Genomic DNA, 14,494 nt, shown 5'->3' on the forward strand with positions numbered 1-14,494 from the left:
TCCACCTGTTTTGAGGCGGACAAGAATATACTTGTTTGATAATTAGAAAAATAACAGTCTGAAGGCTGTCTCGTTTTGTCCATATGCATATAAGGGTTCGTAATGAGAAAACGGCTAATTTTGCATACATAAGTGTAAACGGAAAAACTAATATAGAATGATAAAGACACAGAATTACCGGTTTTTGTTCTGTTTGGCATTGGCTGTGCTGGTAGCATGTTCCGGTACAAAGAAAGAAGAAGCTGCTGATGAAGGAGTAGCTACCGTATTGCCGGACGAGAAGAATGAAGTGACCGTGATGACTTTGAAGCGGCAGATGTTTAACCATGAATTGGTGAGCAATGGCAAAGTGGTAGCCGGAGGAATGGCAGATTTACGCTTTGAAAGTTCCGGTATAGTGGCACAGATTTATGTGAAGAACGGTGACCGGGTGCACAAAGGACAGAAATTGGCAGAGTTGGATAAATTCCGTTTAAAGAATAAGACTGCACAATCCAAGGATGCTTTGGAAAAATCAAAACTGGAACTACAGGACGTATTGATTGGGCAGGGCTATGCAGCGGATGATACCGCCAAAGTTCCTGACGACATCATGCAACTGGCACGTGTGAAGAGCGGTTATGACCAGAGTCTCTCCCAGTATGAACTGGCTAAATATGAAGAAGAACATGCCACGCTGATTGCTCCTTTTGATGGAGTAGTAGCCAACCTGTTCTCAAAACCTTATAATGCACCCAGCACTTCCGACGCTTTCTGCACAATAATCGGTACGCAAGGTATGGAAGCTGATTTCACGGTATTGGAGAGCGAACTTCCTCTTATTAAGAGTGGCGATAAAGTCGTGGTTACTCCTTATGCTGCTCCTTCCACCAAGTATGAAGGACGCATTTCCGAAATTAATCCTCTGGTAGATGATAAAGGTATGGTGAAGGTGAAAGCCATTGTAAACGGGCAAGGCAAACTTTTCAATGGAATGAATATCCGCGTCAATGTGCATCGTTCTCTTGGTGAGCAATTAGTTATTCCGAAGAGTTCCGTGGTGTTGCGTTCCGGTAAACAAGTGGTTTTCACTTTAGAGAAAGGCAAGGCGAAATGGAATTATGTACAGACTGGGTTGGAAAATGCCGATAGCTATACGGTAGCAGATGATGGTGTGAAGGAAGGAGATGTGATTATTGTGACGGGCAATGTAAACCTGGCCCATGAAGCCCCGGTAATAATTAAAAATTGAGAATTGAGAAGTAAAAAATGCCATGCATCCTAATAATTATTCTCAATCCTTCTACTCTTATTTTTTAATTTTTAATTTTCAATTTAACAATGGTCAAGTTTCTGGTACAGCGGCCCATTGCCGTACTGATGGCGTTTACCGCATGTTTCATAGTCGGTCTGGTGACGTATTTCACGTTACCTGTATCCTTGCTGCCGGATATTGCCATTCCGGAAATTACGGTACAAGTTTCAGCTCCGAACACTTCTGCGCGTGAGTTAGAAAATACCGTAGTAAAACCATTGCGGCAACAACTCATCCAGGTGGCTCGCCTGAAAGATATGGATAGCGAAACACGGGACGGGGCAGGACTTATCCGCTTGAACTTTGATTACGGAACCAATACAGACCTTGCTTTTATTGAGGTCAACGAGAAGATTGACGCTGCCATGAATTACCTGCCTAAGGACACGGACCGCCCCAAGGTAGTAAAGGCAAGCGCTACTGATATTCCGGTGTTTTATCTCAGCCTTACCTTGAAGAACGACAGTGCTTACGGGCAGACTGATGAACGTGCGTTTCTCGATCTGTGTGAGTTTGCCGAGAGCGTCATCAAGCGGCGTATTGAACAGTTGACGGAAGTGGCGATGGTAGACATCACCGGATTGGTGGAGCGTCAGTTGCAAATAGTACCTGACGAAAATAAACTTGCCGTTCTGGGCCTTTCCATACAGGATGTGGAGACTGCACTTGCGCAGAACAATGTAGAGCCGGGTAGCATGACGGTGCGCGACGGTTATTATGAATACAACATCAAGTTCTCCACCTTGCTGCGCACAGAAGATGATGTGAAGAATATCCTTATTAATAAGGAAGGACGCATTATCCGTCTGGAAGAATTTTGTCGGATAGGCGTTGTTCCTGTTAAGGAAAAAGGAGTGTCTGTAAGCAATGGTAAGCGTGCGGTGACGCTGGCCATTATCAAACAGGCGGATGAAAACATGGATGATATGAAGCAGGCGATTGGCGGCACCATGAGTTACTTCCAAAGTGTATATCCAGACATTGAGTTCAGTGTCAGCCGTAATCAAACAGAATTATTAGACTATACTATCTCTAATTTACAGCAAAACCTTTCGTTGGGTTTCCTCTTTATCTGTATCGTAGCTGTGCTTTTCCTGGGAGACGTCAAATCCCCCTTTATCATTGGGTTGAGTATGGTGGTTTCCATTGTTATCTGTTTCCTCTTTTTCTATCTGTTCAAGATGTCTCTGAACATCATATCGCTGTCCGGACTGATTTTGGCATTGGGTATGATGATTGACAGCTCCATCATCGTGACGGAGAATATCTCACAATATCGGGAACGGGGATATTCGTTGAGGCGTGCATGCATTGCGGGTACCAGTGAGGTGATTTCGCCGATGCTCAGTTCCTCCCTGACCACGATAGCGGTATTTGTACCGTTGATTTTTATGAGTGGTATTGCCGGTGCCATTTTCTACGACCAGGCTTTCTCTGTAACGGTCGGACTGCTTGTTTCTTATTTCACAGGCATCATGCTGCTGCCGGTACTCTATATGCTGGTCTACCGCACGGGGTTGCGCAAGTCGTGGTTCTCGCGCATCCGTATCAATAATCCTATAAAGGACCATACGCTCGACCGTTTCTATGATGCCGGAGTTGATTTTATATTCGCTCACAAAACGGCAAGTGTGGTGTTCTGCATTGTTTCCGTGCCGTTGTGCGTATTTATGTTCTATTTCATAGGTAAAGAGCGTATGCCGGAAATAGACCAGAACGAACTGATAGCTCGGGTGGAATGGAATGAGAATATTCATGTGGATGAGAATCGCCGTAGGGTGGACGCTCTATTCGAAATCTTTAGAGGCGAAACCATAGAACAGACTGCTGCCGTGGGACAACAGGATTACCTCCTGAACCGTGAACAGGCTCTGTCTTCTTCGGAAGCAGAACTCTATTTTAAAACAGAGAACCCCTCTGAGATAGCTTCTTTGCAGGAAAAAGTCTATCGCTCTCTCAAAGCAGAATATCCGTTGGCTGTTGTGTCTTTCTCACCGCCCGAAACGGTGTTCGAGAAACTGTTTGTGACCGGAGAAGCTGATATTGTTGCCGAACTCTATTCCCGTAATAACGAAAAGGTGCCGACGGCTGATGAATTGCGTAGTCTGGAAGATGGGTTTATTGCCCGTACAGGCTATGCTCCTACAGGTATTGCCTTCGAAAACCAGTTGAATATCCGCATCAATAAGGAGAAACTTTTGCTTTATAATGTTTCGTACGACGAGCTGTATCGTGTATTGAAAACCGCTTTCAAGGAAAACAGTGTAGCCACTCTCCACTCTTACCAGCAATATCTGCCTATCAGCATTGTAGGAGAGGAGCAAACGGTGAATAGTATTTTGCAGGAAACCTTGGTGCCGACGCGGGCGGACAATAAGGGTATAGAATATCTGCCTTTGCGCGAACTGGTCTCAGTGATTCCGGCAGAAGATTTGAAGTCTATTACGGCAGGGCGCAATGGCGAATACATACCATTCCGTTTTTATGATGTGCAGAACGCGGAATGGTTGATGCAGCAGGCAAAGGAAGTTGCAGATGCTACCGGAGACTGGGATACTTCTTTTTCCGGAAGTTTCTTTTCTAACCGGAAGATGCTGGATGAACTGGTGGTCATTCTTTTCATTTCCATTTTGTTGATGTACTTCATTCTGGCGGCACAGTTTGAGAGTTTCGTGCAACCGCTTGTTGTACTATTGGAGATACCGATAGACGTGGCTTTTGCTTTGGTGTTGTTGTGGATATGCGGGCATACGTTGAACCTGATGTCTGCCATCGGTCTGATAGTGACGTGTGGTATCATTATCAATGACTCCATCCTGAAGCTCGATGCAATTAATGAATTGCGTAAGACGGGTATGCCACTGCTGGAAGCTATTCATGAGGCGGGGCGGCGCAGGCTGCGTCCCATTATCATGACTTCGCTGACTACCATTTTTGCGATGGTGCCGTTGTTGTTCTCTTTTGATATGGGGTCGGAGTTGCAGAAACCGCTTTCCATTGCCATGATTGGGGCGATGTTCATCGGTACGTTGGTCAGTCTGTTCATCATACCGTTGATATATTGGTTTATTTATAAAGAGAAGAAATGTTAGTGATTAGGTTTTAGTGATTAGTGATAAGTATTCCGTGCGGCATGTACGCTGCAAGCACATATTGCGCAGCTCACTAATCATTAATCGATAATCACTAATCACTAATTAAAAGCTTGAAATAATGAAAAAACTTGGTTTAATAATTCTTTTGGGACTTTCTCAGGCGCTTCCTTCTGTCGCGCAACAACAGATAACGTTGGATTTGCAACGGACTATTGCCATAGCAAACGATAGTTCGCTGGAAGCATTCCGTACAAAAAACATGTATCTGTCCGGCTACTGGGAATACCGCACCTATAAAGCGAACCGCTTGCCGAGCCTCACGCTGAACATGACTCCCGCACAATACAACCGCGACATCACCAAACGTTACGACTCTGAGCAGGACTTGGATATTTACCGTAGTCAGCAATCTTTCTACGCCTATGGTAATCTGGCTATCAAGCAAAATTTTGACCTGACAGGTGGTACATTCTATCTGGATACGGAGCTAGGCTATATGCGTAGCTTCGGTTCCAATTCTTACACCCAATATACCAGCGTTCCCATACGTGTAGGGTATTCACAAAGTTTGGTGGGCTACAATCCTTTCCGTTGGGAGCGGAAAATAGAACCGTTGAAATATGAAAAAGTAAAGAAAGAATATATCTACAATGCTGAGCAAGTATCCGAACAAGCCACAACTTACTTCTTTGAGCTTGCCATGGCACAGGCGGAGTACGACCTTGCAAAGGAGAATGTCGCCTCCTCCGACACCCTTTACCGTATCGGTATGCAACGTTTGAAGATAGCTTCCATCAGTCGTGCCGACCTCTTGACGCTGAAACTGGATGTAGTGAATGCCCGTAACACCTTGCAAAATGCCGAAAGTTCATTGAAACGTGCCATGTTCTCATTGGCTTCCTTCCTCAATTTTGAGAAGAATACAGAGATACGGCTTTCCCTCCCCAGCCGCCCGGGTGAGTTGGTTATTCCGGTGGATGCTGCTCTGGATGCTGCTCGTTCCAATAATCCGAATTTCCTTGGATTGCGTCAGGATGTGCTGGAAGCCGAACGGAATGTAGATAAAACCAAGAAAGAATCTCGTTTCAATGCCAGCATCAATGCTAGTATCGGTTTCAACCAGGTGGCGGAGAAGTTTGGTGAAGCCTACAATCGCCCTATGCAACAGGAAATGGTATCTGTCAGCGTTTCTATCCCGTTGGTGGACTGGGGAGTGCGCAAAGGCAAGTACAACATGGCCCGTAACAACCTGAATGTAGTGAAAACCTCTTCCCGCCAGAATGAAATCAGCATTGAAGAGGAAGTCATCATGACCGTGAGCGATTTTAACGTTCAGCAAGCCTTGGTGACGAGCGCCGAAGAAGCCCTCGACCTTTCTATCCTGGCATACAATGAAACCCGCCAACGCTTCATCATCGGCAAAGCGGACATCAGCAGCCTCACGCTCTCTTTGAATCGCCAACAGGAAGCCCAGCGCAACTATATCTCCGCCCTGAAGAACTACTGGCTGAACTACTACAAAATCCGTAAGTTGACGTTACACGATTTTGCCAGCGGCTTCTCCCTTTCCGACAAATTTGACTATGCCCAATAATCAATTGATAATTAATAATTATGAACCGCTTCTCCCCCTTCACCCTCATCGTCACCTTTGTCTGTCTGGCACTGGTTGGTTTGGCTTTGGTACCGTTACTACCGGTCAAGCTGAATCCGTCGCGTACGTTGCCGGGGTTCACGGTGCGTTTCAACATGCCGGGCACTTCTTCGCGGGTGGTGGAGATGGAGGCAACGAGCAAATTGGAATCCATGTTGGCTCGCATCAAAGGGGTAAAAGCGATGTATTCCACTTCCGGCAATGGCTATGGTTCTATTACGGTAGATTTGGACAAGCACGCGGATGTGGATGCAGTACGTTTTGAAGCTTCTACTATCATTCGCCAGACGTGGTCGCAACTTCCTACCGGGGTAAGCTATCCGTATATTGATATGAAGGTTCCCGATGAAAATACTTCACGTCCGTTCCTTTCGTTTACGCTGAATGCCCCCTCCACGCCTATATTGATACAGCAATATGCGGAAGAACATATCAAACCGCGATTGGCACAATTGCAAGGCATTTATAAGATAGACTTAAGTGGCGCCACCCCGATGGAGTGGCGGTTGGAGTATGACAGTGAACAACTACGTACCTTAGGTGTCACTATTTCAGATATCCGGCGTGCCATTCAACTGCATTATAATAAAGAGTTTCTGGGTACGCACAACATGGACACACCTGCCGGTAAGCAGTGGATACGTCTGGTGCTGGTGCCGGATGGTGTCAGTGGTGACTTCGATCCTTCGGTTATCACGGTGACGGCTTCGGATGGTAAAATTATCCGTCTGAATGAGTTGGTGACGGTGGTTCATGTGGAAGAAGCACCGCAGAGCTATTACCGCATCAATGGCCTGAACTCCATCTATATGTCCGTCACGGCTGTAGAAACAGCTAACCAGTTGCAACTGAGCAATGAAGTGATGGAAGAAATGGAAGTGATACGCCTGACATTGCCGCCCGGTTATGAGGTGCATACCAGCTACAATGCCACGGAGTTTATTCGTGAAGAGCTGAATAAGATTTACTTCCGTACGGGACTGACGGTACTTATCTTGTTAGTATTCGTCTGGATTATTACCCTGAATCTGAAATACTTGCTCCTGATAGTCACCAGTCTGTCCATTAATATTGCCGTAGCGGTTATTTTCTACTATCTCTTCGGTCTGGAAATGCAATTGTATTCATTGGCGGGGATAACTGTGTCCTTGAATCTCGTGATAGACAGCACCATTGTGATGACCGACCATATCTTGCACCGGCGTAATCTGAAAGCATTTATGTCCGTGCTGGCAGCTACTTTAACAACAATGGGTGCGTTGGTCATCATCTTCTTTCTGGACGAGAAAATCCGGTTGAACTTGCAGGACTTTGCCGCTGTGGTGATTATCAATCTGGCTGTATCCCTTTTTGTAGCACTCTTCTTTGTTCCGGCAATGATTGATAAGATTGGGTTGGTGAAGAAATCGTCCGGGAATAACCTTCGGCACCTCCATATACGTATTCGGAGGATAACGGTGTATTTCAGTCATTTTTATCAATTACTCATTCGTTTCCTGCTGCGTTGGCGCGTGGCGGTGTGCATTGTGCTGGTGCTGGGCTTCGGTTTGCCTGTCTTCCTTCTTCCTGAAAAGATGGAAGGAGAAGGTAAGTGGGTGGAACGGTATAACAAAACACTGGGTTCTTCTACCTATAAGGAGAAAGTGAAACCTATAGTGGATAAAGCGTTGGGTGGCAGTTTGCGCTTGTTTGTTCAGAAGGTGTACGAGGGTAGCTATTTCAGTCGTAATGAAGAAGTGGTGCTCTATGCTAATGCCAACCTGCCGAATGGGAGCACACTGGAACAGATGAATACCCTGATGAAACGTGTGGAGACTTATCTCAGCAGTTTCAAGGAAATCAAGCAGTTCCATACTTCCGTCTACAATGCACGCAGGGGTAATATTCAGATATATTTCAAGAAGGAACACCAGCACAATGGCTTCCCGTATACGCTGAAAGCCAACCTGATAGGTAAAGTTTCTGAATTGGGAGGCGGCAGTTGGGACGTGTACGGATTGCAGGACCAGGGTTTCAGTAATGATGTCCGCGAAAATGCAGGTTCCTACCGTATCAAAATGTATGGCTACAACTACGATGAACTCTATGCATCGGCCGAGAAACTGAAAGAAGTGCTGCTTTCGCACCGGCGCATCAAGGAAGTATTCATCAAATCGGAATTCTCCTGGTGGAAAGATGATTATCAGGAGTTCTATTTCAATCTGAACAAGGAGCGCATGGCACAGGAAGGGATTGATGCCCAACACCTGTTCGCAGCCATCCAGCCGATATTCGGTAAGAATATGCAGGTAGGTTCGGTAGTGACGGAAAGCGGTTCGGAAAGTATCCGGCTTTCTTCGCGCCAATCTCATGAGTATGATGTATGGGCGATGCAGTTCTTTCCTTATGGTGTAGACAACGGGAAACACTATAAACTTTCTGAACTGGCCACGGTGGAAAAGGGACAAATGCCACAGCAGATAGCCAAAGAAAACCAGCAATACCGCCTTTGCCTGCAATACGAATATATCGGTTCGTATGAGCAGGGCAACAAGATACAGAAGCGGGATCTGGAAGAATTTAATAAAACTTTACCGATGGGCTATACAGCCGAGTCGGACAGTCAGTCGTGGGCATGGGGAAAGAAGGATAACAAGCAATATCTATTGTTGTTAGTGGTGATTGCCATCATTTTCTTTACGACGAGTATCCTGTTTAATTCACTGAAACAGCCATTGGCTATTATATTCGTCATTCCGGTATCCTATATCGGGGTGTTCCTCACGTTCTATTGGTTCCGCCTGAATTTCGACCAGGGCGGCTTTGCTTCGTTCGTGCTTTTGTGCGGTATCACGGTGAATGCCAGCATTTATATTCTGAATGAGTACAATAGTATCCGCCGCCGCTTTCCCCGCCTTTCCATGCTTCGTGCCTATACAAAGGCATGGAATGCAAAGATATTGCCCATTTTCCTTACGGTAGTTTCTACTATTCTGGGTTTTATCCCGTTTATGGTCGGAACGGATAAAGAGGCCTTTTGGTTCCCGTTGGCATCGGGCACTATAGGCGGACTGATAATGTCTATCATCGGCATTTTCTTCTTCCTTCCGGTGTTTTGTCTGAAGAGGAAAGAGGTTTGCAAATTCCCTAAAAGGGGTGCTAAAGCCCCAAAAAGAAGTCAGCAATAAGTCTGTTACAAATTTACTTTTTGACGCTTTTTGCCTACATCCTACACCAATGTACCTCAAACGCTTTATTGATGGGCGTTTCAGAAGGTGTAGGTAAGGGTGTAGGTAGGTGCAGGCAAATCAGTTGCCTACACCGCATAATATCCTGATTCGGGATCTTGCTCTTATCTGGCAAGACTCTATTTTTATTGTAATAATGCCTTTTATATGTTGTTGATATATAGTGTGTTGAAGTTTCTTACGGGTAGGGAACTGCCGTTTCTTGCCTTGGAAACTGTCGTTCCATATGGTAGGAAACGAGCGTTCCTGCTAATGGAAACTGTCGTTCCCTCTAATGGAAACTCGCGTTTCTCCTAATGGAAACTGTCGTTTCCTTTAATGGGAACGCTCGTTCCCCTTTGTGAGAACTGTATTTGTTTAGAAGATATTGAATAATAACTAAGCATTAAAACTCGCCAATTACCGCATTACTATGTTAAAAAAACATGATGTAGTAAATGGGGATATAGGTGACTCCGTTCTTCTGATAAACTTTTTGCTCATTGGACAGGACAAAAGCTTGGTGTATGTTATATGTTTCTACTTTCAAGAACTTAGTGAGTGCGCTATGAATGGTATAATCTTTGCCTGATTTTACTTCCAGGGGCATTATATTGAGGTTATCTGCATCATCTATCAAAAAATCCACTTCCCCATTGTTTTTATTATCATAGTAATACAGATTAAATCCATGCGCAGACAATTCTTGCGCCACCACCGTTTCATAAATCGAACCTAAATTAATACTTTGCACATCTTGCATAATGGCCTGTATATTGTTTTTGAAAAACAAACCCGTAAGCAATCCCACATCATTCAAATAGAGTTTAAGTAGGTTTTTACCACAGTTCTCCACTAGCGGATAGCTGGGTACACTGATGGCTTTCACTTCTAAAACGACTCCGGCAGAGATAAGATAATCAAATTCTTCCTCATAGTCCGCCATTCGTTTACCTTTTTTCCCTTCAATATCTTTCACCACCATGCGCTTTTTTTTGTTTTCCAAGTTGGATGGTATCAAACTATATACACGTTGTATCTTTAGTTTGGCATGGTCTCTTTCATATTTAGATGCGTCTACACCGTAAAGAGCAAGAATATCTTCCTGTATTTTTCGGATAGCCATTACATTCTTTTCTTCAACAAAAGTCCTCACAGCATCAGGTAATCCTCCTACAATCAGATATTTCTTGAATAAATCAAGCATTTTAGCATGTAATGAATCCGGTAGTGATTGATGTTCCAAGAACTGAGTCCTCATAGTTGAGATGGCAAATTCACCGACACCATTAGCTATGATAAACTCCTCAAAATCCATTGGGTACATGTGCTTAATCTCAATACTTCCCATAGGAATGGAAGACGTATTCTTCAATGTTACGCCCAATAGCGAACCACTCGCTATATAGGTAAACCGATTATCTTCTTTTAGAAACTTCAACATGGTTAGCAAATGATCGTAGGCTTGTATCTCATCTATAAAGACAAGTGTATCAGTACGTCCTTTCATCCTGTCACCCGCTACTACGCTCAATGCCAGATAGAAATCATTCACCGTTTTGGCATCCGCGAAGATCCCATCCCCCAACTTATCCTCTTCCATGTTTATCTCTATATAATTTTTATAGAGTTTTTGTCCCGCATGACGGATAATAAAAGATTTACCTATCTGACGTGCTCCATCCACAATCAACACTTTATTAGAGTCTGCTTGTAGGTAATTTTCTATGTAACTTTCGATTTTACGATATAACATATCACACTTTTCTATAATTAATCAGGTTGTAAATATACACTTTTCCGATAAAATATCGCGTTTAAAAACACACTTTTCTTATATAAATCACTCTCTCTGTGTACCAGCTCAATAAAGTAGACACTGAAAAGAGTTTATTCAATAGTTGATTTTTTGAAAGGGGGGTGGTCTTCAGGATAGGGACGAATTGGCTTTCTTTTCAAAGACACAGGCAGAAATGTGTGCATAAAGTCGAAGATGTTTATAAAAATCAGTATATTTGTTGCACTATACATGAACGATAACCTATGCATATTATACTGAGGCTGCTATTACTACGGGAAATGCTGTTCTGTTTATTGCTTTTTGGGGGGATGATTGTACTTGCGTCATCTTGCCAGCATCCTATAGAGGAAGTTCCCATTCGCAGTACCATCACTTTACGGGCTGCCGACACGGTGCAAAGTCCGTCTCTGAAAGCTTCTATCTATTGTTACTATGGCCGTCGATACCTGAATGGGCATAATTATGAGGACGCACTGCAATGCTTTTCGCAAGCTGCCGACATATTCGAAAAGAAATCGCTGACCGCTTCTTATGCCAATGCTTTGCGAAATATGGGGCGGGCCCATCTTTTATCTTCCCGTCCGGATAGCGCCTTGTATTATTACCTTCAAGCGCAGGAGGCAGTGGCGGACTTTGACCCGAATCTTTTTATGGATATTTCTACTGAATTATCCATTGTCTGCCATAATGTGGATGACTGGAAAGAAGGAAAGCAACAAATGCTTCAATACCGGAGAATGTCGGCAACAGACGAACTTCCGATGCGGCGGGTTTCCAATGGAATGTTTCTGATGAAAGAGGATTTTGTAAGAGGAAGAAATCGAAACTTGAACGTGTTGCAGGACGAAGAGTTTAAAATCAAAGACTTCAGGCAGTTTGCTTCCGAATATCAGGAACTTTATGCAAGCTGGTGTAAGATGAATGAGGATCAACTGGCTTTAGACCGTGAAATAAAGGAGAAGTACAATAGTGAAATCTTGAAAAATGAGAATCAGCGGATAAGAAATGAGCTGTTAAATCGTAAGGTATGGTTACTTTCTATCGGTTTCGGAACCATGTTTTTAGTTGTAGTCGGCTTTGTGGCTTTTCATTTATACAAACGGAATGTTCAGAAGAGGATTGAACATTTGCTTACTCGCCTGAAAGAGAATGAGAAACAATTGGATGAAGGAAGAGTGGAATCGGAAGAAAAACGGCAGCAATTGTTACAAGAAAATCATGAGTTGTCTCGGCGGATAGAGAAGTTGTTCGTCCGGCAGAAAGATAAGGATGAGCTGAACTCTTGTTTGCAGAAACTGAATGTATCTTATACAAAGCAACTGAAAGAATATCAGGAAATTCATTCATTATTGCCTGTTGAGCGTACGCTTGCACTAAGCCGATTGTGTCAGTTGCGTTGCCAGCCGGCATATGGATTGGTAAAGTCGGACGAGGAATGGATGGAGATATTTGGAGTAATCGATACCCTTTATGGTGATATGTCGGAAAAACTTGGCGATTATAAACTGGGTATGCAGGAACGGAGGATATGTTATCTTATCCGAGCCGGGTTTACGAATGGCATGATTGCCATTGTTTCTAATGTGACTGCCGATGCTATTGCGAAGTCGAAGCAACGTATGAAGAGTAAATTTTTGTTGTCCGGCGGTGATGCTTTTGATGATTTTATACGGAAGTTGTAGAGAATAAAGAGAAGATCTTGTCCGGTTGAGGCTCTTCTTTTTGTCTTTGATGCGAAGGTAATATTTTGATTTATAATATTATAACTGTTTTGATTTTTGTCCGGCTTCTTTTCTGGTAAAAGTGCTGCATCCTGCCTACCTTTGTTGCATTCCAAGTTGGATGTTAGCTGCATTCCAACTTTGATGCTGATACCGTATAGCATTAATTGTAACGGAGTAGCTGTCTGTTGTGATGGATAAAACGGAAGTTTCCTTATTGTTTTATTAAAATCTATATGTATGAAAAAGATTTTGAATATCTCGGAAATGAAGCAGGTACGTGGAGGGGCGGCTCCTTCAAAAATGTGCGGTGAAGGTGAACAACTATACACTTGTACTAGTGACTATGGAAATGGACAGACAAGTATAGGAGCGGTCTGTGCAAAGAGTGGTAATGCAGCTGGTGCAGCTGTAATGAGTGCTCATGGAGCAGCTGGAAGCATGACTGTAGTATGTAATTAGTTTTCTAATTAGAAATGTAAAGTGGAAATAGCTATTTATTTTACTTAGGTAGGAATAATAGCTGTTTCTATATAAATAGTCACTATAATGAAACTATTGTTTTATGTGTTTATTATATTCTTTTTATTAGAGGCCTGCTCTGAAAAAAAAGATTCTTTTTATCCGGTTATCCATCCAATGAAACATTTGATTGATAGCCAAGAGGGTGAAAAAGACTATTTTGACGATGTGAAGATTGTTCAATTGGATAATCAGCAAATAGTGCTGTTTAATGAGCCGATTTTACTTGATAGCATGATAATGGTTAATTCGTTTAAAGATGGAATTTTGCTTTATGATATAGAAGGGAAGTTCTTGCGGAAGATAGGTGGTATTGGAAATGGGCCACAGGAATATAATAGTTCCTATTCTATGGCATGGGATGCGGAGCGTAACTTAATTTATGTTCTCAGTAAACCGGATATTCTGTTAACTTATTCATTAGGAGGACAATGCTTAAGTCGAATCAGACTAGATTTACCGGGTGAATTAATTGTTAGAACTTGTGTTTATCATCACAATTTCTTTTATCTAATGAATTCTGTGGGATTGGCGGAACAAGGGAGAGAGAATGAAATGCTGTGGTTGAAAGTGGATACATTAGGGCAAATTGTGGAACAAAAAACATTGTCGTTATCAGAACTGAGATTACCTGAACATGGCAGCCTGTTTCAGGGAGACTATTGCTCAGTTTCTGCTAAGGGCATTGTGTACGGCAATCATTACTGTGACACCATTTATTCTATAAATGAAACTGAAAATATTCCGGTTGCAATATGGGCTAAAGGTGATTTTCGTTTAACCAGTGAAGATGCAGAGGTCACATTTGGGCATTATGGTAAGGTGATTTTTCAAGCTATAGATGAAACAACAGATAAGCTTTTTGTCCGTTGGTGTAGTTTCTATCATGATAAGCCAGTGGAACATTTCTTGACGGTTTGTGATAAGAAAGAAAGTGAAAATCGTACATTCAGAGAAAATTATCCAATGATGAATGCAAATTTTTGTTCTTTAAGAAGTGGCAGACATTTCTTGATTTATGTTTGTGAACCTTTTGCATTGAGCAGTTTTTTGAATAGGAGTGATAATGAAGAACTCAGAGATGAAGGGGACAAAATAGATAAAGAAGGAAATTTTGTATTGGTAATAGTTCCTTTGAAAAATATTATGTAATATTTTGTTTTGAATTTTGTCCGGTTGAAAAACTCTTTTGAAGGTTGAT

The 14,494-nt window shown here is 43.0% G+C and carries 8 protein-coding genes; 7 read left to right on the top strand and 1 reads right to left on the bottom strand.

Features of this window, described 5'->3' with window-relative positions; genetic code table 11:
• Positions 1–157: 157 nt before the first annotated feature.
• The 4 genes from HMPREF9447_RS14615 (at position 158) to HMPREF9447_RS14630 (ending at position 9,210) form a co-directional block, all read left to right on the top strand.
• On the top strand, positions 158–1,231 hold the full coding sequence (locus tag HMPREF9447_RS14615; RefSeq protein WP_009130510.1) for an efflux RND transporter periplasmic adaptor subunit: 1,074 nt from the start codon (positions 158–160) through the stop codon (positions 1,229–1,231).
• Positions 1,232–1,320: 89 nt separating this feature from the next.
• Complete coding sequence (locus tag HMPREF9447_RS14620; protein ID WP_009130511.1) at positions 1,321–4,386, top strand: efflux RND transporter permease subunit; 3,066 nt, start codon at positions 1,321–1,323, stop codon at positions 4,384–4,386.
• A gap of 121 nt (positions 4,387–4,507) precedes the next feature.
• Entirely contained in the window at positions 4,508–5,983 is a 1,476-nt protein-coding gene (locus tag HMPREF9447_RS14625; RefSeq protein WP_009130512.1) for a TolC family protein, read from the top strand.
• 20 nt (positions 5,984–6,003) lie between these two features.
• Entirely contained in the window at positions 6,004–9,210 is a 3,207-nt protein-coding gene (locus HMPREF9447_RS14630; protein WP_009130513.1) for an efflux RND transporter permease subunit, read from the top strand.
• 475 nt (positions 9,211–9,685) lie between these two features.
• Here HMPREF9447_RS14630 and HMPREF9447_RS14635 read toward each other — a convergent pair whose 3' ends face one another.
• Complete coding sequence (locus tag HMPREF9447_RS14635) at positions 9,686–11,005, bottom strand: ATP-binding protein (RefSeq protein ID WP_009130515.1); 1,320 nt, start codon at positions 11,003–11,005, stop codon at positions 9,686–9,688.
• Positions 11,006–11,292: 287 nt separating this feature from the next.
• Between HMPREF9447_RS14635 and HMPREF9447_RS27455 the strand changes: the two genes are divergently transcribed.
• From HMPREF9447_RS27455 to HMPREF9447_RS14650, 3 genes are all read left to right on the top strand, one after another.
• Positions 11,293–12,732 (top strand): tetratricopeptide repeat protein, encoded by a 1,440-nt coding sequence (locus HMPREF9447_RS27455; RefSeq protein WP_009130516.1) that lies wholly within the window; start codon positions 11,293–11,295, stop codon positions 12,730–12,732.
• A gap of 279 nt (positions 12,733–13,011) precedes the next feature.
• On the top strand, positions 13,012–13,233 hold the full coding sequence (locus tag HMPREF9447_RS14645) for a hypothetical protein (protein WP_009130517.1): 222 nt from the start codon (positions 13,012–13,014) through the stop codon (positions 13,231–13,233).
• Between the two features lie 87 nt (positions 13,234–13,320).
• Positions 13,321–14,445 (top strand): 6-bladed beta-propeller, encoded by a 1,125-nt coding sequence (locus HMPREF9447_RS14650; protein ID WP_009130518.1) that lies wholly within the window; start codon positions 13,321–13,323, stop codon positions 14,443–14,445.
• Positions 14,446–14,494: the final 49 nt, after the last annotated feature.

This window comes from Bacteroides oleiciplenus YIT 12058 (assembly GCF_000315485.1).
GTDB lineage: Bacteria > Bacteroidota > Bacteroidia > Bacteroidales > Bacteroidaceae > Bacteroides > Bacteroides oleiciplenus.

Bases quoted from the DNA above. Each gene is read 5' to 3' on its own strand.
- HMPREF9447_RS14630 (WP_009130513.1), top strand. From the start codon at position 6,004: ATGAACCGCTTCTCCCCCTTCACCCTCATCGTCACCTTTGTCTGTCTG.
- HMPREF9447_RS27455 (WP_009130516.1), top strand. From the start codon at position 11,293: ATGCATATTATACTGAGGCTGCTATTACTACGGGAAATGCTGTTCTGT.
- HMPREF9447_RS14650 (WP_009130518.1), top strand. From the start codon at position 13,321: ATGAAACTATTGTTTTATGTGTTTATTATATTCTTTTTATTAGAGGCC.
- HMPREF9447_RS14635 (WP_009130515.1), bottom strand. From the start codon at position 11,005: ATGTTATATCGTAAAATCGAAAGTTACATAGAAAATTACCTACAAGCA.
- HMPREF9447_RS14620 (WP_009130511.1), top strand. From the start codon at position 1,321: ATGGTCAAGTTTCTGGTACAGCGGCCCATTGCCGTACTGATGGCGTTT.
- HMPREF9447_RS14625 (WP_009130512.1), top strand. From the start codon at position 4,508: ATGAAAAAACTTGGTTTAATAATTCTTTTGGGACTTTCTCAGGCGCTT.
- HMPREF9447_RS14615 (WP_009130510.1), top strand. From the start codon at position 158: ATGATAAAGACACAGAATTACCGGTTTTTGTTCTGTTTGGCATTGGCT.
- HMPREF9447_RS14645 (WP_009130517.1), top strand. From the start codon at position 13,012: ATGAAAAAGATTTTGAATATCTCGGAAATGAAGCAGGTACGTGGAGGG.